The sequence below is a fragment of the Propionispora sp. 2/2-37 genome, assembly GCF_001298735.1.
Lineage (GTDB): Bacteria > Bacillota > Negativicutes > Propionisporales > Propionisporaceae > Propionispora.
Genome location: NZ_CYSP01000007.1, coordinates 17,421 through 38,501, shown reverse-complemented (window position 1 = coordinate 38,501; position 21,081 = coordinate 17,421). Strand labels below are relative to the sequence as shown.

Sequence of the window (21,081 nt, the reverse complement as noted above, 5' to 3'; positions counted from 1 at the left end):
GACATGGGCTAACCGTTTTCCGGTTAGGCAGTCTGGAGTGGGCTGGCGTGCTACTAACACGTCAGTCCTTTTCTTATATTATACCCATTGGAATAAAAATATGCAACCGGTCGAGAAAAAGTCATACCTGAGAAAAATGTGGGTAATGCAGAAAAAAACTGTCCCAATATATGCGGGCAGTCTCATATCAGACGGCTTACGATGAGCAGCCACGAAACCCATGTGGCCGCACATTGTAAGCCTGTTTTATTCGCAGTAAGCTAATCTGGCAGGGGAGCGCACCGGCACGGCGGCCAAACCCATGCCGCCGCAACCCGTGCGACGGGCCTGCCGGCAGCAAGGAAGCCGCGAACTGCGCGCCCATTGCGCCACCCCGCCGCCGGTCTTTTCATGATATCACACCGGTCAAGGCTTGTGCCTGCTCCGCTTTGCTACGCCCCTGCCGGGTGACCCGGTGTGCCGCGTAAATGCCTACCTCTATATCAGCAAGTTTTCTGCCAGCATCCTGTTTGAGGGTGACGGCGGCGGGGAGCCGCTGAAATGAGCAGGAGGCGGTAACCATGCTGACACTCGAACAGGTGCAGAAAAGACTGCGGAGGGACCGGGTGCTATACGGCCGGCTTGTGACCAGCCCGGACGGTTCCGAGTGGATACGACTGCACCTGACACGGCGTGTACTGCAATACTACCGGGAGCGGGTGACCTGTTACGGGTTCATCCCAGACTAGGGCGGAAGCTCTTTTTTTGCGCCGAGAATGGAACTGCTTAAAAAGTAATCCCGTGCCGAGAAACGCCCCGCCGCCGGTCTGCAAATTGTATCACACCGGTCAAGGGTGCGCCTGCTCCGCTTCGCTGCGCCCCTGCGGGTGACACGGTGCGCCGCGCCGGAATCTTAGCGCAATAGGAAGTTTACTCCCGCGCTCTTTTGGAGAGTGACGGCGGCGGGGAGCCGCTGACGATGAGCGGGAGGTGCATGAGTATGTGGGACTATCTGGTGAGACGGTGGCGGGTGGAGGCCGCGCTGTGGGTGTGCTATTGGAACGCGCTGGACCGGGATGACCGGCCGAGCATCCGGTACTGCGCCGACCACAGCTTACTGCTGTCGGCTTTCTGGCTGATCATGCTGGCCGGCGGGCTGATGGCTTTTGGGACAGTTATACAGTTTTTGCAGGGAGGCTGCCGGTGATGCCGGCGGCCTTCTTCATACTCTTACTATTTTTTAGTACATCTTTGGGGGCAAGACGGCTCGGCTACGAAACCTGTGTAACGCCTGTAAATCTGTTTGATTGCATAAGGCGATGAATAAACCAACGCTTACCCCGCATTCTATGCCTGTCTGCAACACGGGGACACAACTGCATGAACATTAACCTGTCTGTAACAGGCTGAAAATTATTGTGCTAATACAGTATGGTAAAAAGCTTAAACCGGAAAAATTAAACATAATTATTGTTTGGTTCTAAGGAGGCTACTGTGAACTATAATATTTTGGCAGGATTTTGGTAAGTTTTGTAGAACAAATGATAAAAGTAAATGCACATAAAAATATTATAGTTAGATATATTCTGCTCAATCGCACCCGTCATTGATTAATAGAAAAGGACGGGTATTTGTTTTTTCTGCGGACGTTTATAATGACTGAACAAATAATGACGGGGGAATTTTGCATGCCTATAATATCAGAGAATAAAAACAAAGAACCTGAAAAAATTTTAGAAAAGGGTGTTATAGGATTTAGACCAAAGGCGAGGCTTGTTAAAGGACTCCTTGGTGATGAACTTGTTAGTGATCAGATTGTTTCCGTTATTGAACTTGTGAAAAATTCTTATGATGCTGATGCCGAAAATGTTTGGATTAATATACGGGATGATTCCGTTACTGTAACAGATGATGGTCATGGAATGACTAAAGATGTCGTACTAAATGGCTGGTTTCAACCGGCGACCACATTTAAGAAGAAATCCCCGTTTAGCAGAAAAGGGCGACCTGTGTTGGGAAACAAAGGGATAGGTCGGTTTGCAACAGCAAGGCTGGGTAGTTTGGTACAAATTCGTACTAGGGCAGAAGGGGAAAAATATGAAACATATTTTGAATTAAATTGGGATCAATTCGACAATGACGATCTGTTTCTTGATGAAGTTAAATACACATGGAAAACTATAGATCCTAAAAAGTTTACACCAATAGCAGCAGGAAAAACTCCATCCGAAACCAAGCCCGGGCTGCATGGTACCTGCATAAGAATTCTAAATTTGCGACGTGATACACAATGGACGAAAGAAAAAATACAGGATTTGTGGAATGCTCTTGAAAGGCTAAAATCTCCGATAGGAACTACATTAGACTTTAAAATTAATGTCAAAACTGATTATGAAGAGCTTACCGGGGAGGTACTCAGCCCGGATGCTCTTCGTAATCCCAAATATATTTTGGAAGGAACTGTATATGCAGATGGAACGTATGCCCTGACATATAGCAGCGGTGGAAATCAGGAGCCCTTAAACGGACAACTTGGAACGACAATTTCCTGTGGTGAGTATAAAGTTGAATTGCGTGTGTGGGACCGGGAACATCGTGACTTAAAAAAAGTTGCGGATTTGTTTGAGTTAAGTATTGTTGACCTTAGAGATATGCTGGATAAAAGTTCAGGGGTATCTGTTTACCGGGATGGATTCAGGGTTTTTCCTTATGGTGAGCCAGGTGATGACTGGCTTGGTCTTGACAGTCGAAGGATACAGAATCCGACTTTACGACTGTCTAATAATCAGGTAGTAGGATTTGTTCAGATTTCATCGCAAAGAAATTCTGAACTAATTGATAAAAGTAGCCGGGAAGGGTTATTGAATAACCAGGCACTTAAAGATTTGAAGGAAAGTCTGATCTCAGTTTTTAAAATTTTGGAGGAAAAGAGATATAAGACAAAGCGTCCGCCAGTAGTAAGTGCTGAACCAGAAACCAAGAAGAAAACTACTGATCTTTTTGCGGAAATCAATCTTGATCAGCTTAAAACAACAATAAATGAGAAAAAAGACAGTCTTACTCCTAAAGATACGCTCAAAATTGTAACTGAGGCAAACCGTGAATTGAAATTAAGGATTGATCGGGTTAAAAGTGCATTTATCAGATACCGGCGGTTAGCCAGTTTGGGGCGGCTGGTGGATATTATTCTTCATGAAGGACGTCAGCCATTGGCAATGATAGATAATGCAGCATTTTTGGGTGGTATTGAAGTAAAACACAATATAAAAGATCCATATGCTACGCAACTAAACAAACATTTCACAATAATAAGAGGGCAATGCACGGATATATCCAGGCTGTTTAAAAAGATTGAACCTTTTAGCGGCAGAGCCGGTTACCGGCGCCGATCAGTCGTGGCAATTGAGGACATTTTTAGGGATGCCGTTTCAGTGTTTGAACGCAGAATCACCTCTGAAAAAATACGGGTATCCGTTGTCGGCTCTGCCACAGCGAAGGTGTTTTCAACTGAGATACAACAGGTTTTTATTAATCTTATTGATAACAGTATCTATTGGATGAGATCGTCAAAGGTGATTGCCAAAGAAATTTTGGTAAGGATTGAAACTGAAAACGATAAGATAAAAATTGTATATTGTGACAGTGGACCCGGAATTAACCAGGATGATGCAGATCGGATATTTGAACCTTATTTTACAACCAAACCGGATGGGACTGGATTAGGTCTGGTCATATGTGGCGAAATTATTGCTGAGCATGATGGTACTCTGGAATTATCTTCTTCCGGTATGCTTTCCGGAGCCTGTTTTGTGATAACCTTACCAAGAAAGGATGGCTAAATTATGAGCATTAGTTTTCATATACTCCACGTAGAAGATGAACCTCAGCTTGCTGAACAGGTTGCAATGTATCTTCAAACGCCTGGATTATTTAGGGATGCTGAGGTAAAGGTTACCGGATTAAATAATATTGATGCTGCAAAGGCGGCGTTGGAAGCAACATTTTTTGACCTTATCATCCTGGATTTGAGATTAGCCGGTGAGGATGATGGTGCTACCTTTTTGAAGTTTATAAAAAGTAAAAGATTTGTACCAGTAATTTTTTATACCGGGTTAACCGGCAAAATCAACGAAGAAACGCTGGTACGGGTTGTTCCGAAAGAGGCGGGAGGCCTCGAAAAGCTAAGTACCATTGTACAAGAAATTATGTTAGAAGGGATGCCACAGTTCCAAGATACCTTACGAAAATTTGTGGAAGAAACAGTAAAAAATTACATGTGGGATTTTGTAAATCAATATGGAGAGCAAATGAAAACCGAACTATTTCAGCAAGATGCCAGAGTACTTAAAAAACTTGTTCTTAGACGTCTCGCAGCTGAATTACGTGAGCCAAATGCAGCAGAACGCTTTTTACCGCAGCCGACTGTAGCATTTACTGCACTTGCTGATGTCGATCCTGTTGTACAGCCTATCGAATTTTATATTATTCCTCCGATTTTTACGTATCTTGCAGCTGGAGATGTATTAACTGGAGAGATAAGCGGAGAAGATGGTACTTGGGTTGTTCTTCACCCTACCTGTGATATGGTGCCAAGAGCAAATGGGCGGTGCAAAGCGGAATATGTAACAGTTGCAAAAGCAAGGCCTTTAACCTCGTTTCCCGAATATAAAGATTGGGAAAGCTCCAAAACAATTAAAGGTAAAGTAAAAGCTTTACAACAGCTAATTTGCAATAACAAGCAGGACGGTCAGGCTGAGCGCTATTGGTTTTTACCCGGAACTTTAGATATTCCACATTCAATAATTGATTTTCAATGGATAAAGACAGAATCACCGGATGTTTTAATGACACTTAAGAAAATTGCATCACTCGATAGCCCTTTTGCCGAGAATTTACTGGCATCCTATTCCAGATATAAAGGCCGTATTGGTCATCCAAGAATAAATGTTGATTATGTAATGGCGTCATTACAGCCAGCGACGGCGGAAACTCAGGTGGCCGCAGGTACTGAGACGAACAAAGGAACAGAATAAAGATTTGGTAGATAAAAAAGTGATGCATGGATAATCTGTTCTTTGTGGGATTCCCGTTAATCACTGGTACAAATTAGCGGCTTATGATGTGCTGCCATTGAGCATACAATGAATGGGTGTACAGCATAAGCCTGTTTTATTAAATAATAGTTGTAATATTTCGGGTCAACAGAAAGCCTATTTTTTGTGCATGATAAGAGGGAACAATGTGAGAGCTGTAAGCCAGAAATTTATTGATGAATTTCTTAAACAGGCAGATTGCGCTCTGCTTGAGGGGAGAATTGTTCAGTTTATTGTAGCCGGATATGAGAAAGAAAGAGACAGATTTCATGACATTTTTCTGCAAAGCCGGTTTATGTTAAAAATGGACGGGCAGGATATTCAGATAATATTTGGCAAACTGCGAGGCTGTTTAAGTGAGAAAACATGGAATGATTTGGTTTGCCTGGGATGGCTGAAACATTTTATCTCCAGATGTGATGAGAAAATCGAACATTTAATAAATGAGAACAATATTAGTGCACAGGATCTGCTTTATTATTATGAAAAATTAGCGGTGAAGTATAAAACAGAAGGTAAATTTTTTGACGATGTTCCTTCGCACATTGCAGATTCACAATTCGCATTTTATGAGACAGTGTTCGGATGTTTGATTGATATAATTACCAGATATGCAATACCTTTTAAGGATACTGCACCAAAAGAAAAGCCAGGGCTTAAGCAAATCATGGCAGTAATACTGCAAAAAGAGAGTGCGACTGATATTTTTAATGGAATTTCATATAAATTTTATAACCCCAATTATGCAAAGAACTGCTGGGTTTTAGAACACACCTGTAACTACTGGACCGAATTTGAATTGTACCGTGATTTGAATTTTAAATATTATTGCCAGCATGATACCACCTTGTGTGATTCAATTAATCTTTTTGAAAGTTCGGGATTTCTAAGAAGAGAATGCAATAATGAAGTTTTTCGGTTTGATTTTGCAAAAGCGGAAAGGTACTTTGCTGAACTTGAAACTTTTAAAACAAATCAGATGCTTTCTTTTCTTTATGGTAGTGCGGATACCGAGTTTGAATATCAGGGAGACATTTTCAAAATCAGGGATCTGATGGAAATGGTAAAGGCACTTAGTGAATATGCCGGAAGGCAGGATGAGGTGTATTTTGGAGACAAACGTCCTGCTGTACTAAAAACTGTCGGCAGCAGACAACTACTGAGAATGGTTGGGTTGCCGCCAACATCCGGAAGAAAGAAACTATTAGAACTGTTTTGTTTTAACCTGGAAGAGGACAGAGGGTATCAATCATGGAACAAATTACTTTTTCGCAGAGGAGAGCTGATTTATTTATTACGTTCCCGGATACAGGCACCAACTCTTATAAAAGTCATTGATAAGATTTTGGCTAATGAAGTCGTTGTCAGGTACCCAGAGAAAAGAAGTCGGGGTATATTTTTTGAGGAACATATTGAAAAGTTTTTTCGGGACAATGCTATTCCGTTCTGGCGTATCCCCCGAAAAGCCGTCAAAATGATCCCCGAAATTGATGGTATATTTTTGATTGATAATATTGTGTTTGTTTATGAGGCTAAAGCAAGTATAAAGCCAGAGAATTTCGTTGAGGCATTTTGCTTTTTAAAAGACAGCCTGCTAAAGGCAGAGGAACAAATCCGGGAGCGCACTCACATGCTGGAAAATGATGCTGTAAGGCGACGGTTCATAGAAAAACAAACAGGACTGTCATTTGAAGGCAAAATAATTCAGCCGCTGATAATTTGCAATCATATGTTTTTTTCCGGATTTAAAGGACTTACAATAGATGAGAACCGGCATATTCCGATCATAGATTTTATCCTGCTTAAGAAAATAATCGCTGAAAGGAAGGCTCCGGCATGGAAACTCAGTAAACATACAGGCCGGTACAGAAAGAGCGATCAGGAACTGGTATCCGGTGATGATATACGAAATTATTTGCTAAATCAGATACTGATACAGGGAGATATTCGCATTCAGCATCAGTTGACACAATATGGGGTCATTTTTCCCATTTGTCCACCTTCTGAAATAGATGAAGATAATTTGATTGAAGATTCAAATCAGCCTGATTTACCTTTATAGTGAATTGGGTTTGTTGCAGAATTATCGTCTAACATGGAAAGATATCTGCCGTTTCTTCCCGCAGGTTTTACCAAACCTTTATGGACATTAAAGTGGCAGGATTTTGGTAAGTTTTAGCGAAATTAATATTTTAATTTTGACTAATTGAATGGCGGGTGGCGTTCCCGAATGGCAGAAAAAAAATATAAAGTACTTGAATTATTTTGCGGGGCCGGAGGGTTTTCTCTCGGATTTAAACTATATACAGAGAAAAGTTACCACCCGTATGAGATTGTCGGAGCACTTGACTGGGACGTTAACGCTATTAATACGGTTCGGTCATCCCTGATCCGGGCGGGTTATGGTCGTGATAAAGCTCAGCGTATTGCTATCTGTGGTGATATTCGTGAGAACAGTGTTAAGAACCAACTGTATGAAGCCTGTGCTGAGGCGGATATCATCATCGGCGGGCCCCCATGCCAGAGTTTTTCTATGATCGGGCCCCGCTCAGGTTCCCCGGAAAAGCAGGAAGAGAATGTGACGGATTACCGGAATGATCTCTTTGAGCATTACATTGAGGTTATAAATCATTACAGGCCTCTTTATTTTGTTTTTGAAAATGTGCTGGGAATATTGTCGAAAAAAGATAAAAATGGTATCCGCTATATTGAAAAAATAACCGAAAGGATGAAGGCTGCCGGTTATTCTCTCCGGAGTTCGAAAGAAGCTGTAACGACAGACTTTCTTATCCTCAATGCGGCTGACTATGGAGTTCCACAGTTGAGAGAACGGGTTATTATTATTGGTAACAGGCTTAACAGGCTTAATCCCTTTCCCGAGCCCACTCACTGTCCGGCCGAACAGGTTGGAGATACCGGTTTGCTGCCGTATGTGACATTGCGTGATGCCATTGGTGATTTACCGCCTGTACTTCCTAAAATTACCACGACAGCTGCAGGTAAAAAGAAAAAGGGCGTTACTATATGTGAAGCCCGGAAACAAAAGATTGCACGGCGAAATATGAAACGCAACTGTGGGGCAGACCCGGCAGAGTATCACTGGAGTGCTTTAAACCAAAGCCTGTCCTCCGGGAACGATTCCAGAAAAAAATTTCTTCGTTTTGTCATGTCCAAGGAGGAAGAGCCTGTATTAACCGGACATATAGCCAGAGGTCAGCAACAGAGTGATATTATTCTGTTCAGATTTATGGAAGAAGGGACATCTTCCAAAGTCTTCTTTGGCATACCTGATAGCCTCAGAAACCGGCGCCTTCGATCGCTAATCAAATATAAAATGGACAGTTTTAAGGACAAATACAAAAAACTGTCCTGGGACAAACCATGCTCTACAATTTTTGCCCATCTTACCAAAGATGGCAACCGTTTTATTCATCCGGATGGCAGGCAGGGGCGGACCTTAACCGTTAGGGAGGCTGCCAGAATTCAGTCATTTCCCGATGATTATGTCTTTGAAGCTATTGGCAACAGGCGGTATACCTATATTGGCAATGCCGTGCCACCACTTTTGTCAATGGCAATTGCCGATTCGTTGTTCCATGCTTTGAATTCAGGAGCATTGCAATCGACAGGAACGCAAACAGGGAATGACCATGAAGCTCTAGGTGCTGAGTCGGTCATTCAGGCTGAACAGCAGTGGACGTAAAATCGAAAGAAGCCCGCAGTAAAAACATGGCCGCGATCAAAAGCCGGAACACACGGGTTGAGCTTAAGCTGCGCAAAGCTCTTTTCGCAGCCGGATTCCGATATCGGGTGAATTATAAAATTACAGGAAAGCCGGACATTGTTTTTGCTGGGAAAAAAGTTGCTGTGTTTGTTGACGGATGCTTCTGGCATGCCTGTCCGGTTTGCTACAAGGAACCGGAGAACAACCGGGAGTTCTGGCGCAAAAAGATATCCGGAAACATGGAGCGGGATCTGAAAGTAACCCGGGAACTGGAAGAAGCAGGCTGGTTGGTTCTGCGGTTCTGGGAGCATGAAGTCAGGAAAAACACAGAGTCAGTGATGGAAGTAATCAGAACAGCGCTGGCTGAACGATCATCTTGATGTCTTATGGAGTTGCTATGGAACAACGGCCATGAAGACATCTTTATTTTATAATCACGGAGGTCGGGATGTATGCCGATAATTCTGTCGCAGCGGGTGGATGCAGGTTCGGATTATAATGATGTGCCTTTCGTCGTGTACCATTTTCCAAAACGTTCCCGGAGACAGATTAACCCAGGAGATTTGTTTCTGTATTATCAGGGGAACCGCTTAAAGAAAGAACAGCGGTATTATTTTGGAACAGGCATAATCGGGAAGATTGAACTGTGCGAAGATGGCGACCATTATAATGCCTGGTTTTTGGAGGCGAAACGGTTCATCAGACGGGTTCCCATTTATAATCCGGCGGGCGGATACTATGAAAGCCTGGATTATGCCAGTGTGCGGAAAAGTGAAACTCCTTCCTGGCAGAATTCAATCAGGCCCGTATCGGAAAGTGCCTTCAGTGCTATTCTGGCTGCAGCGGGAATGCATCGTACTGTTAATATATGCGGTGTTATTGAAAAAACGGAAAACCCGCTTCATGCACTCGGTCTGATGAATGAGACATACAAAGATTGTTCCCCCGCAAAAGCGTGACTGTATGATAAGCCTCCACATTGAACGGGGAACACGGATAACCGCTTCGCTGAAAAAGCTCCTTGGCCCTTTTTTCTCAGATATGCGGCGCCGAGGGATTTGTCAAACATAACGGTGACCGGTATATAGAAGCACATCATCTGGTGCAGATTGATAATGTAATTCTTGTATGTCCCAACTGTCACCGGGAACTTCATTACGGTCGTGATGTGGAAGTAGTTGATCGGGGTAATGAAATCCTGGTCAGACTTGGTAATATGCGGGAAAGTCTGATAAGGAAAAACACCATTAATTATTTGGAAGAACTTCTAAATTTATAACAAAGAAAAAAGCGGGCTATCTTGTAGCGTAGATAATATCTTAGCAGTCAGTTGCCGGAGTGAGAGGAAATGTAAAGGTCTGTCGATAGTAGGGTTGTTGCAGACTGCGCTACCATCCGCCATTTGCTATGGCCGGTCTTGGTGATATAGGTTTTCTGGCTGATGGCCTTTGAGGTAATTGTACAGTATCTGGAGGGAAGCTGCTGGTGATGCCGGCGGCTTTTTTGCGGCAGCCCTCTGGTTGCTGGCCATAGAAAAAAAGACCACCACGGCTTGGTGGTGGTAATGGCAGACCTGTCAGAATGTTTTTTATCAGAAGACACTTGCGAAGTTGTCCGGATTATGTTATACTAACTAAACATCCGGTGAGCGGCTCCCAAAACGGAGCAGGAAGCGTAAGCTCACTAGTACCCAGCCGTTACTGTACTACAACAACCGTACAACAACGCGGCGAAAAAGCTCTGTGACTGTCTGTGATGAAAATCCAGCATTATCAAGCATTCATGACATTTTGAAAACGAAAAATGATGGCGAAATTTGACTACGAATCAAAAGGTCGCAGGTTCGAATCCTGCCGGGGTCGCCATAGATATTTCAAGGGTTTACGAGCATTTTCGTAAAGCCTTTTTTTCGTTTTCAGAGCAGTTTTACAACAACCGTACAACAACGCGGCGGAAACTGCATTTTGTAAATGCTTATTGAAATGATGTTTCATGAACCTTCGGAGCGGATGGAAGAGATGAATTAAGCGGTAAGGCGTAATATACTTTTTATTCTGCAGACAATTTCCTGTTTTCTTTTATCCATTAACCAGTCTGGTGTCGTTTACAATATCACCCCATTTTTTGCTGCTGCATTTAGGTCATCTAAAAAATGGCAGTACTCTTCGCCTATAGGCTTGTTGATTCCCGTATATACAACAAGAGCAGTTGGAATAAAAATTGAATGGTGAAAATTCGGAAGACCCATTAAAGAAAATCGGCTATACTAAAGAAAATAAAACAACAGGAGAAAGTTTTATGAAACAGATCGCATTTTATCAAACCATGCTCGGATTGGTTGGTATTGCAGAAAAAAACGGAGCACTCACAGATTTGTTCTTTGGCAGGGAACACCAGCCCCAAGATAGCGTGGAGAGGGAAACGCCCTTACTCAGGGAAGCGGCAAAGCAACTGAAGGAGTATCTTGCCGGTAAGCGTAAGACCTTTGAGCTGGCGCTGGCACCGGAGGGAACCAGCTTCCGGAAAACCGTCTGGGGAGCACTGCGGGAAATTCCCTATGGTGAAACCCGCAGCTATAAACAAGTGGCAACAGTCATTGGACAACCCGGGGCTTCCCGCGCCATCGGCATGGCAAACAATAAAAATCCTCTATTAATTCTGATACCCTGCCACCGTGTGATCAGCAACAGCGGCAAACTGGTGGGTTACGCTGCGGGGCTGGACGTTAAGGAAAAACTGCTTGAACTGGAAAAGCATCGTGTCCGCCGTTAAAACCAAGTTTTTTCCTATAGCGCCAAAGAAATGCGCTTGCTGTCGATGAAGCGTTTTGCTTTGCGATCAAACGGCTGGGCAAAGCAGAGCGGGAGGTCATCCCGGATGTATTTGCCGCTTTGGTTCGTGCGATTATCGGCCAACTCGTGTCGGTTCAGGCCTATAATAAGGCGCTGCAGAAAATTACGGAATCCTGTTGTGTTGACAAGGATGCAAAAAGAATAATCCGCAGCATGAAACGCAAATAGACGCAAAGGAGGTGTTTCCCATGGCGCTGGATCATGAAGGAAAATGGCAGGCGATTATCGGCTGTGATGCGGCTTATGACGGCAGTTTTTTTTATGGAGTTAAGACAACCGGCATTTTTTGCCGTCCGTCCTGCAAATCCAAGAGCCCTAAAAGGGAACACATACTCTTCTTTGATACGGCAGAGCAGGCGTGCGCCTGCGGACTACGTCCTTGTAAACGCTGCCGGCCCGATCTTTTGGAATTTCAGCCGCAAAAAGAAATGGCCGAAAAAATTAAAAAGGTGTATGACCATTTTTTTGCCGACCGGAACCGGTTGAGGGAAGAACTGGCAAAGCTCAGCTTGAGCCATAACCGGATAACCCAGTTGTTCTATAAGCAGTACGGGAAAACACCGGTAGAGTATTTAAATGCACTGCGGATCGAAATGGCAAAAGAATTGCTGGCAGATACTCAGGATAGTATCCTGCATATCGCCCTGCTGTGCGGTTTTAACAGCCTCTCCACCTTTTACGACATGTTCAAACGTTTAACAGACACTTCTCCCGGAGGATACCGCCAAGCATTCGTCCGCAGGGAGGTTGATTTATGATTATCAGTGCAAGCCGGCGTACGGATATTCCTGCTTTTTATTCCGAATGGTTTTTGCAGCGTCTGCGGGAGGGCGCTGTTTTGGTGCCGAATCCGAGGCGGCCGGACCACTACAGCCGTGTGGAATTAAATCCGGCAGTGGTGGACTGTATCGTTTTTTGGACGAAAAACCCCGCGCCTATGCTTTCTAGGCTGGATGAAATTGAAAATATGGGGTATCCGTTTTACTTCCAGTTTACCCTGACGCCTTACGACCGGCGGATTGAACAGGGCCTTCCGCCCAAAAACGTTCTGCTTGAAACCTTCCGGAAACTGAGCGGTAGACTGGGGCCGCACCGTGTGGTTTGGCGCTATGATCCGGTTATCTTAGGCACAGGAATAAATATAGGCTATCATCTCCATCAGTTTGCAAACATGGCCGCCGCCTTGGAGGGATTTACGTTTCGGTGTATTTTCAGCTTTCTTGACCTTTATCCTAAAGTGCGTAAACCGTTGAATGGCATAACGTCACAGGAAACAGACGAAGCCGATATGCGCCGCATTGCGGAAGGCTTCGCAAAAGTTGCAAGCAGCCATGACATTCGGTTATTTACCTGTTCCGAGCCGCTGGATTTGAGCCAATTCGGCATTACCCACGCAGCCTGCATTGATCAGCACATGGTTGAGGAAATCATTGGCTGCCAAATTCAAGCTACAAAGGATACCAACCAACGTCCCGCCTGCAGGTGCATCCAGAGTATTGACATCGGAACCTATGACTGCTGTTCGCACGGCTGCATTTACTGTTATGCAGCTTCCAAACCGGGCAGTATTATTAAACATACCGGCTCTCATGATCCGCGAGCACCGGTTTTAGTTGGCAGTGTTACGAATAATGATGTCGTGACCGAGCGGGAAATGAAAAGCAATAAGGTCTCACAGCTAAAGCTGTTTTGAATAGAGAAAAAATCCTACCTGCGCGTGGTGTAAAGCAGGTTTATATTGACACTGAATCTGGCGGGCTGGTATAATGAATTCGTCTTTGAATAGCGGGCGATGGAGTTCGCCTTGAATTCCGTATAAACGGTAATGACTCCTACCACCTATGTGGTAGGAGTTTGTTTTTTATCAGGTGGTGCCATATTATTGGAGGATACGCTAGGGAAGGAATGGCTATGATTGACGATATGGAGGTTATCAAATACGACGGCAGGCCGTTGAAACAAGAATAGGAAAGTAGATAGAGCAAGAGAGGTGAAAGATATGCTGGAAATCATCTTGGTAACGATTGGCGGCGGAATTGGCGCGACTACCCGGTATTTGACGTCCAACTGGATGGCAGCACGGTTTGGTACGGCGTTTCCCCTGGGAACCTTACTGGTTAATGTTGTGGGATGTTTTATTATCGGCTTATTTATGGCGCTGGCGACTGAACGCCTGAGTGTCAGCCCTTATTGGCGGCTTTTTATTGCCGTAGGATTTTTGGGCGGGCTGACCACTTTTTCGTCATTTAGTTATGAGACCCTGCGCCTCTTACAGGACGCGGAGGTCATGCGGGCGTTTTATAATGTCGGACTCAATGTCCTGGCCGGTTTTTTGGCTACGTGGCTGGGAATGGGTGTCACCAAACTGTTCTAACAATCTTATTACGATTAGGCTTTTTTGCTGGAAGGGACAAACGATGGGAAGGGGTGTTATGGTGCAGGAATACGATAACAAGGAAGCGTTGATTGCTACCGTTAAAAAGACGTACCGGCTTTTTGACAGAGAGTTTGACGATATTCCGGAACAGAAAATACATGTCCGTATCAAAGAAGTGGACAGAACACCACAGGAAATGATTGCCTACCAGCTTGGCTGGTTACAACTGGTGATGAGTTGGGAGCAGGATGAACTCGCGGGTAAAACGGTTGTCACTCCTTCTCCTGATTACAAATGGAATCAGTTAGGGCCGCTTTATCAGCATTTTTATGCTGAATACAGCGGTTATTCCTTAAAAGAACTACGTACATTATTTGAGAAAAGTGTTGAAAAATGGTGCAACTGGATTGAGCAATTGAGCGATGAGGAACTTTTTACACCGAATGTACGTAAGTGGACAGTAACCAATGCCAACTGGCCGCTGTGGAAATGGGTGCACATCAATTCGGTTGCGCCCTTTAAGAGTTTCAGAGCTAAGCTTAGAAAGTGGAAAAAGCATGTTGTATAAATTTTGGGTTTTTGGAAACCTGCTTTCACATACATCTGGATAGCTGTTTTTTGATCTTCTGTTGTTTCCAGAAATATATGCCGGAACCCTGTTTTTCGGCTTTAATTCGTACCGGATAGTGATCTTTTCTGCGGCAGAGCCCGTTTGTTTGGAGTCAAACCACTTCCTATGTTTCCCGTTGTCATTAAACCGGAAAGATAGGAAGTGGTTTTTTTCCTGCTCTTAAAAACGGTTGTGGACAGTGTTGCTGCTGTGAAGGTATGGTTTTCTATCAGGACGGGGAAAATAATCCGGACAATCAATCAGTTCATAAGGGAATCCGTAATTTTTACAGAGAAAAAGAAGGCTTGGCAACGCCAGTTTTTATCTGGTATATTAATCGTAAGAGTGATTCAATGAAGCAAACAGTATCCAGGGGAATCATACTGCGTTTTTCATGTCCTGGAAGGTGAATCGGCAGGTGCGTCATTAAAAATCTGTAGGGAGGGGAGCCGATGAATAGCTTCTTTCAGAAAAAATCACTGATTATCAATTTTTTGGTAACGGTTACCTTGACCTATTTGGTGATTAGCCTTATGTTCCCTACCACAGAAGCGGAAATACCGGTAGGTGCCGATGGGGAAACGCCGTCTGCCGAGATAGAATATCCGGTCTACGCCGAAGGTGGTAAACCCGTGGCGACAGTTTGCTTTTCAAAGCAGTCGCCGGCTTCTTTAAAGCCGGTGTTGACTTGGACTAAAGTAGAAGGGGCTGTGGCATACGAAATTGAATTTTTTCATGAGCTGCCGGAGACTGCTGAAGGTCCGTACGTTCATCCGGTTCCCTTTTTTTCAAGCAGGGAGATTTATGTTAACGGTTTTAATGCGGATCTGACGGAATTTCTTCAGGATAATATATTTTACTGGCGGGTGCGCGGGTTAGATTTGGACGGAAAGCCAGTCGGGGAGTTTTCCGACGCTGTCAAAGTGTATCTCGACAGGAACAAAGATATACGCCAAAAGCCGGTACCAACTTCCATTTTTAATCAAAGCACGGGCAGTACCCTTCTCTATCCCGTATATGCCTGGATTCCTGTAAACGGGGCGGACAAGTATGAGGTGGAAATTCTTGATGCACCGCCGGAAAATCCGAATGGTATTATGCCGTCTGTGCACCGGATTGATTCGGCCATTGCCGTTGGCTTTGATTATTATGATGTAACTCCTCGGTTTGCGGCAAAACCTTTTTACTGGCGGGTCCGGGGCATGGACCGGGATGGGCGGCCGGTCGGAGTGTTTTCGGATGCCGGTGAATTCATACTGAATCCGGATGAGCCGGTGCCAGTAGCAACTTTTGGTGACAGTATTACTCACGGAGGCGGCTCAGTTTCTTATTCACCGGCGGACTGGGAGTTCAGCTACCAGCATTATCTGGATTTTCCGACGATAAACTTGGGTAAAAGCGGTGATACCAGTCAAACTATGGTTGAACGGTTTGATCAGGATGTTTTACCGTTTAAGCCGCAAATTCTTCTGATCATGGCGGGTAGCAACAGCGTACGGGGCAGCTATACGGCGCAAAGTATTATTGACGATCTGCAGGTGCTGGAAGAAAAATGCTTGAAAAATGGGATACGGCCTGTATTTTTGACGCTTCCGCCAATTAACCCGGATAATATAAACAGAGTATTTAATGAAGAAACGGATCCGGACTGGCAGGAAAAACTGCAGCAGGTGAATGCTTTTATTCGTACGAGGGAATACATTGATATCGCACAGGACATGGGGGACGAACAGGGAATTCTGCCAACAGGTATGGCGATTGACGGACTGCATCTGGACATGAAAGGGAAGCAGGCCATAGCTGCCGTTATCAACGCCAATTGGCAGCATATCCTACAATCTCCCACTTCCGTTGAAGTGAAGGGCTAATGGTGCACGAGGACTGGGGCTCAGCAGCGTGCCGCATAACCGGTAGTGATATTTATTCTCTGTGTGCTTTGACAAAAAAATGACGGTTTGCTATAATGGCTAAAGTAAAGCTAGTATGCGTCTGTAGCTCAGGTGGATAGAGCAGCGGTTTCCTAAACCGTTGGTCGGTGGTTCGAGTCCTCCCAGGCGCACCAGTTTTAAACAGCAAAGCTTCAAGAGGATCAGGCTCTTGAAGCTTTTTATTTTTTAGGCTCCGTATTGTTTCGGCTGCCTGGGGATGTTTCCTTCACAAGGTACGCCTGCCTGACATTTTCCGCAGCCATATCTCGGCTTATATTTTTCCAAGCCACATGCCTTTCAGACCAGTTGCTGGTAAAGGTAGCTTCCAGATGCTTTTCCGGACGTTGCCATTACCGGTGCTTCGGGGAGAATAAAAATTCATCAAAATTGAGCTAAAATACTTGCGAAGATATTCATTTTACAATAAAATATTGGTTTATAAGAGACGAGTGAGATATAGGGGGAAGGTCTGGATGAAACGATTGTCTCAATGGGGTTGTGCAGCACTTTTATTGATCGGTCTTAGCGGTGTGGTGGCAGGTTGTGGCGGCAGTGCCGGCAACGAAGACATAAAAATCGGTATGGTGTATGAATTGACCGGCAATACCGCGTCATACGGCACGTCGGCGGCCAATGGTGCTAATTTGGCCTTTAAGCAGATTAATGCCAACGGTGGTGTTCTGGGAAAGCAAATTCAAATCGTAACCGCTGATAATAAGGGCGAGCCTTCCGAATCAGCCAATGCCATGACGAAAGTGATTACGCAGGACAGGGTAGCCGCGGTAACCGGCTTTACGGTGAGTTCCTGCGGCATTGCCGGTTCGGTTGTTGCCGAGGATAACAAAATTCCGTTTGTTGCGGCAGCTACGGTCAATCCTAAAGTGACGGTGGACGAAGCTACCGGCAAAGCGAAGGACTATACCTTCCGGGCTTGTTTTATTGACTCTTTTCAGGGAACGGTAGGGGCCAATTATGCCCTCAACAGCCTGAAAGCACAGAAGACGGCTATTTTAGTAGATAATTCCAGTGACTACAGCAAAGGACTGGCGCGGGTGTTTAAAGAGGTTTTTTCCCGCCAGGGCGGACAAATCGTGGCTGAAGAGGCATACCTGCAAAAAGATCAGGATTTTAAGTCCACTTTGACGGCGATTAAAGCCCAGAATCCGGATTTATTGTACATACCGGGGTATTATGAAGATGTCGGCAAGATTATAAAGCAGGCCCGTGAGTTAGGCATTACCGTACCGATTCTCGGCGGCGATGCCTGGGATTCGCCGCGTCTGGCCGAATTAGGCGGTGCCCAGGCGTTGAACAATACCTATTTTACCAATTTCTATTCGGTTGAAGACAAGAATCCTGTTTCCAATGATTTTGTAGAAGCCTACCAAAAAGAGTACGGACAATTGCCGGACTCCATGGCTGCCATGGGTTATGACGCTGCACGTCTGCTGGTGGATGCCATCAAACGGGCGGGTAGCACCGATGCCGATAAAATCCGTGAAGCACTGGCAGCAACCAGGGGCTTTGACAGTGTCAGCGGGAAGATGGATCTAAATGCAAGTCATGATGCGGTGCGCGGGGTCGTAATTATGGAAATGAAAGACGGTAAGCAGGTGTATAAAGAAACGATAAAGCAATAAGACTTTGTCAGTAAAGCAAGAAGTATGAATATGAAATGGATGCGTAGCATTACGCATCCATTCTCTATAAGGCAGGCACGGTTGTCCTGTATGGGGCAGAACGGCTAAGGGAGGAAATATATGAAGATTAGGGTTCCGCAGCGAATGACCAAGGAAATAGAAGCACTATGCCGGCAAATCAACTCGTGTGCCTCTCCGGTGTTCATCCCTGTTGACTGTCCCGATACAGGTGATGAGGAAGCGGATTGTCTGGCGAATGTGGCCAGAAAGATGCTGGAGGAGGGTGGTGATTTTCAATGTGGCTGGGCAGTGTGGGAATGGCCGGAGGTCATGCTGGAAGCCGAATTCTGGACAGTCTGGGTAAACCCTGCGGGACAGTGGATTGATGTTACACCGCGGGGCAGAGGAAACCGGCTGTTGTTTATTGCGGATAATCAGACCAAATTTCAGGGCACCCCCATCAACAGCATTGTAAAACCAATGATTAACCATCCGCTGGTTAGGGAATATGTGGAATTGAATCAAACCATCTGGCGGCAAACGGATGAACTAACCGGGGCCGGAAAAACAGATATGGAAATTTGCGAAGTGGTCGCACCGCTCATTGCCAGAAAGGACGCTTTGGAACAAGAAATTGATCAAAAGCTGTCAGGCAGTGTGGGACGTAACGATTCATGTCCCTGCGGCAGCGGTAAAAAGTTTAAAAAGTGCTGTGGGCACTAAATATCATGAAACATAAAAAGACTTTATGGGAATAATAGACCGTGAAGTCTTTTTTACTTACTCCGAAGTATCTCCTGTATCTTCCACTTATAAAATGGCAGGACTTGCAAAAAATACTAAGGAGTTCGGGCGACTACTTTATATTAAAGGATGGCATAATGCAGCAATATAATATTGGTATTCCGCAAGCATTATTATTTCATGAATTTGGTAGTTTATGGAGGGAATTTTTTAAAAAGCTGGATATTCCGGTTACTTTGTCCGGTGAAACCAATAAAGGCATACTGGACCGCGGTACTGCCCTGGCGATTGACGAATCTTGCCTGCCGTTGAAGGTGTATTTGGGTCATGTTGATAAACTTTTGCCCCAATGCAGCCATATTTTTGTTCCCCGGATTGCTCAGTATCACCGCAATTTTCATTTTTGTGCAAAATTTGCCGGATTGCCCGACATTATCAGCAATACCTTCGGAGTATCTCCGGAGCGGCTGCTCGCTCCGAATGTGGAAAACCAAACTCCACTAAACCGGATCCAGGCCGTGAACTCCATCTGCCGGGGACTGGGCATTTCACCGCTGGCCGGTCAGGCTGCCTACCATCATGCGGTTAAGGCCTGGCGTTCGCAAATTTCTTTAAAAAATGGTTACTCCAGCCAAAAGATCGGTCTGGTCGGGCATAATTATCTCGTCAGGGATTCCTTTTTTTGCCGTGATATCATCAAAACATTGCAATCCCAGGGAGCAACCATCATTACTCCGGATGATCTTCCCGGCAAAATGCTGTATGAAGAGGCTCAGATTTTTGTGCCGGATCTGTATTGGCAGTTATCGGCCAAACTTGCCGGTGCCGCCCGTTATTTTTGTCGGCAGAGCGGTATTCAGGGAATCATGCTGGTATCAAGTTTTGGCTGTGGCCCTGATTCACTGGTAAACGAATATCTGGAGCATCATATTCTGCAACCAAGCAAAAAACCTTATATCGTTATAAACCTGGATGAACATACCGGAAGTGCCGGTATCATCACCCGGGTCGAAGCGTTTTGGGATTTGGTGAATAGGAGGGCATTAGCTTGAAAGTAACCTATCCTCATATGGGATATTTGAGTATACCGGTACGTAACATGTTGAACCATTTAGGTGTTGATGTAGTGGAAGCGCCGCCCATTACCAAAAAAACGGTGGAATTGGGAGCGAGTTTTTCGCCGGAGGGAGTATGTTTACCTTACAAAATCAATCTGGGGAATTTTTTGGAAAGCATGGAGCTTGGTGCGGACACCTTTGTCACGGCGTGTGGTGCCGGTAAATGCCGTCTGGGATTTTATAATGCTGTGCAAAAAATCCAACTTGCCAAGCGGAAACAGGTGCAATTTTATACCCTGGACACCAACCGTTGCTTTTTTAGTTTGTACAACCTGCTAAAAACACTGGCACCGCAAGCCGGGCGGATGGACATCATTAAGCAGATCATGCTGGCCATACAGCAGCTTAAAGCTTTTGATGCCATCGTTAATGCCAAAAATTTTTATGGCGCGCGAACAAAATATCCCAAGGATATCATTGCTATTAGCAATAATGCTTTGCAACAGCTGGCGGAGTATAAAACATTCAGCGAAGTGCAGTCAGGGAAAAAACTGGTGATTGATTTAATGAGGGCCAGCAGCGGTGACGACGGGGAACAGCCTGTAAAGATTGGATTAGTGGGAGAATTTTATGTATTACTTGAACCGTATGTAAATCATATGATCGAAGATGTCCTGGTACAGCAGGGCATAGAGGTAAAAAAATTCGTTTATACCGGACAGTGGGCTTTTGCGAATACCTGGCTACAGGCTGCCGGGCTGCATAAGGAGGAGAAAGCCTATCTCAAAGAAGCACAACCGTATTTCCATTATCATGTGGGCGGGGAAGGCCTGAAAACGGTTGGTACGGCATTATGGTGCATTCAAAATGGCTATGACGGCATTGTTCACATCTATCCGTTCAGCTGCATGCCGGAGGTGGTTGCCGAATATGCTTTAAAAAAAATGGCAGCGGACTACCATGTGCCGCTGCTGTCGCTCAGTCTTGACGAGCAATTCAGTGATGTCGCCATAATTACCCGTCTGGAAGCTTTTGCCGATTGTCTGAAGCGTAGACTATCAAGAAATTAAATATGT

At 44.9% G+C, this 21,081-nt stretch carries 20 protein-coding genes, 2 tRNA genes and 1 riboswitch; of the genes, 20 read left to right on the top strand and 2 right to left on the bottom strand.

All coding sequences use genetic code 11. The annotated features are described in order from the left end of the window. Positions 1 to 196: 196 nt before the first annotated feature. Positions 197 to 364 (bottom strand): hypothetical protein, encoded by a 168-nt coding sequence (locus tag P22_RS20480; protein ID WP_156318902.1) that lies wholly within the window; start codon positions 362 to 364, stop codon positions 197 to 199. 594 nt (positions 365 to 958) lie between these two features. On the opposite strand from P22_RS20480, the gene P22_RS08805 reads away from it, so the two are divergent. The 10 genes from P22_RS08805 (at position 959) to P22_RS08765 (ending at position 11,568) form a co-directional block, all read left to right on the top strand. Beyond that, positions 959 to 1,186: a hypothetical protein gene (locus tag P22_RS08805; protein WP_156318900.1), complete on the top strand. Its 228-nt coding sequence runs from the start codon at positions 959 to 961 to the stop codon at positions 1,184 to 1,186. A 481-nt stretch (positions 1,187 to 1,667) separates the two neighbouring features. After that, the gene (locus P22_RS08800; protein ID WP_054259866.1) at positions 1,668 to 3,818 is read left to right on the top strand and encodes a sensor histidine kinase; all 2,151 of its coding nucleotides are present in this window, start codon (positions 1,668 to 1,670) and stop codon (positions 3,816 to 3,818) included. A 3-nt stretch (positions 3,819 to 3,821) separates the two neighbouring features. After that, entirely contained in the window at positions 3,822 to 5,012 is a 1,191-nt protein-coding gene (locus P22_RS08795; protein ID WP_054259865.1) for a response regulator, read from the top strand. 208 nt (positions 5,013 to 5,220) lie between these two features. Further along, on the top strand, positions 5,221 to 7,134 hold the full coding sequence (locus tag P22_RS08790) for a hypothetical protein (RefSeq protein ID WP_054259864.1): 1,914 nt from the start codon (positions 5,221 to 5,223) through the stop codon (positions 7,132 to 7,134). A 168-nt stretch (positions 7,135 to 7,302) separates the two neighbouring features. Continuing rightward, positions 7,303 to 8,775 carry a DNA cytosine methyltransferase gene (locus P22_RS08785; protein ID WP_054259863.1) on the top strand — a complete coding sequence of 491 codons (1,473 nt, stop codon included), beginning with the start codon at positions 7,303 to 7,305 and terminating at the stop codon, positions 8,773 to 8,775. Continuing rightward, positions 8,766 to 9,176 (top strand): very short patch repair endonuclease, encoded by a 411-nt coding sequence (locus P22_RS08780; protein WP_069972793.1) that lies wholly within the window; start codon positions 8,766 to 8,768, stop codon positions 9,174 to 9,176. The genes P22_RS08785 and P22_RS08780 overlap by 10 nt, the downstream gene beginning before the upstream one ends. A 72-nt stretch (positions 9,177 to 9,248) precedes the next feature. Next, complete coding sequence (locus tag P22_RS08775) at positions 9,249 to 9,755, top strand: hypothetical protein (RefSeq protein ID WP_054259862.1); 507 nt, start codon at positions 9,249 to 9,251, stop codon at positions 9,753 to 9,755. 62 nt (positions 9,756 to 9,817) lie between these two features. Next, complete coding sequence (locus P22_RS08770) at positions 9,818 to 10,075, top strand: hypothetical protein (RefSeq protein ID WP_054259861.1); 258 nt, start codon at positions 9,818 to 9,820, stop codon at positions 10,073 to 10,075. Between the two features lie 505 nt (positions 10,076 to 10,580). Continuing rightward, a tRNA-Ser gene (locus P22_RS20470) sits at positions 10,581 to 10,661 on the top strand. 433 nt (positions 10,662 to 11,094) lie between these two features. Beyond that, positions 11,095 to 11,568, top strand: coding sequence for a methylated-DNA--[protein]-cysteine S-methyltransferase (locus tag P22_RS08765; protein WP_054260017.1), 474 nt, complete (start codon positions 11,095 to 11,097; stop codon positions 11,566 to 11,568). A 14-nt stretch (positions 11,569 to 11,582) separates the two neighbouring features. On the opposite strand, the gene P22_RS20465 is transcribed toward P22_RS08765, so the two are convergent. Further along, complete coding sequence (locus tag P22_RS20465; RefSeq protein ID WP_156318898.1) at positions 11,583 to 11,822, bottom strand: hypothetical protein; 240 nt, start codon at positions 11,820 to 11,822, stop codon at positions 11,583 to 11,585. 14 nt (positions 11,823 to 11,836) lie between these two features. Between P22_RS20465 and P22_RS08760 the strand changes: the two genes are divergently transcribed. The 10 genes from P22_RS08760 (at position 11,837) to P22_RS08710 (ending at position 21,075) form a co-directional block, all read left to right on the top strand. Next, the gene (locus tag P22_RS08760; protein ID WP_054259860.1) at positions 11,837 to 12,406 is read left to right on the top strand and encodes a bifunctional transcriptional activator/DNA repair enzyme AdaA; all 570 of its coding nucleotides are present in this window, start codon (positions 11,837 to 11,839) and stop codon (positions 12,404 to 12,406) included. Beyond that, on the top strand, positions 12,403 to 13,341 hold the full coding sequence (locus P22_RS08755) for a DUF1848 domain-containing protein (protein ID WP_054259859.1): 939 nt from the start codon (positions 12,403 to 12,405) through the stop codon (positions 13,339 to 13,341). The genes P22_RS08760 and P22_RS08755 overlap by 4 nt, the downstream gene beginning before the upstream one ends. Positions 13,342 to 13,427: 86 nt before the next feature. Continuing rightward, a riboswitch (Fluoride riboswitch) is annotated at positions 13,428 to 13,490 on the top strand. Positions 13,491 to 13,647: 157 nt separating this feature from the next. Further along, a complete protein-coding gene (crcB, locus tag P22_RS08750) occupies positions 13,648 to 14,022 on the top strand; it encodes a fluoride efflux transporter CrcB (RefSeq protein ID WP_054259858.1) in 375 nt (124 codons plus the stop codon). Positions 14,023 to 14,065: 43 nt separating this feature from the next. After that, positions 14,066 to 14,593 carry a ClbS/DfsB family four-helix bundle protein gene (locus P22_RS08745; RefSeq protein WP_235814597.1) on the top strand — a complete coding sequence of 176 codons (528 nt, stop codon included), beginning with the start codon at positions 14,066 to 14,068 and terminating at the stop codon, positions 14,591 to 14,593. Between the two features lie 494 nt (positions 14,594 to 15,087). Beyond that, complete coding sequence (locus P22_RS08735) at positions 15,088 to 16,503, top strand: SGNH/GDSL hydrolase family protein (protein ID WP_054259856.1); 1,416 nt, start codon at positions 15,088 to 15,090, stop codon at positions 16,501 to 16,503. 117 nt (positions 16,504 to 16,620) lie between these two features. Continuing rightward, positions 16,621 to 16,697, top strand: a tRNA-Arg gene (locus P22_RS08730). A gap of 339 nt (positions 16,698 to 17,036) precedes the next feature. Beyond that, positions 17,037 to 18,203, top strand: coding sequence for an ABC transporter substrate-binding protein (locus P22_RS08725; protein ID WP_054259855.1), 1,167 nt, complete (start codon positions 17,037 to 17,039; stop codon positions 18,201 to 18,203). 120 nt (positions 18,204 to 18,323) lie between these two features. Then, positions 18,324 to 18,926, top strand: coding sequence for an SEC-C metal-binding domain-containing protein (locus tag P22_RS08720; protein WP_054259854.1), 603 nt, complete (start codon positions 18,324 to 18,326; stop codon positions 18,924 to 18,926). A 158-nt stretch (positions 18,927 to 19,084) separates the two neighbouring features. Beyond that, the gene (locus P22_RS08715; RefSeq protein ID WP_054259853.1) at positions 19,085 to 19,999 is read left to right on the top strand and encodes an acyl-CoA dehydratase activase-related protein; all 915 of its coding nucleotides are present in this window, start codon (positions 19,085 to 19,087) and stop codon (positions 19,997 to 19,999) included. Continuing rightward, the gene (locus P22_RS08710) at positions 19,996 to 21,075 is read left to right on the top strand and encodes a hypothetical protein (protein WP_054259852.1); all 1,080 of its coding nucleotides are present in this window, start codon (positions 19,996 to 19,998) and stop codon (positions 21,073 to 21,075) included. The genes P22_RS08715 and P22_RS08710 overlap by 4 nt, the downstream gene beginning before the upstream one ends. The last annotated feature ends 6 nt before the right edge of the window (positions 21,076 to 21,081 follow it).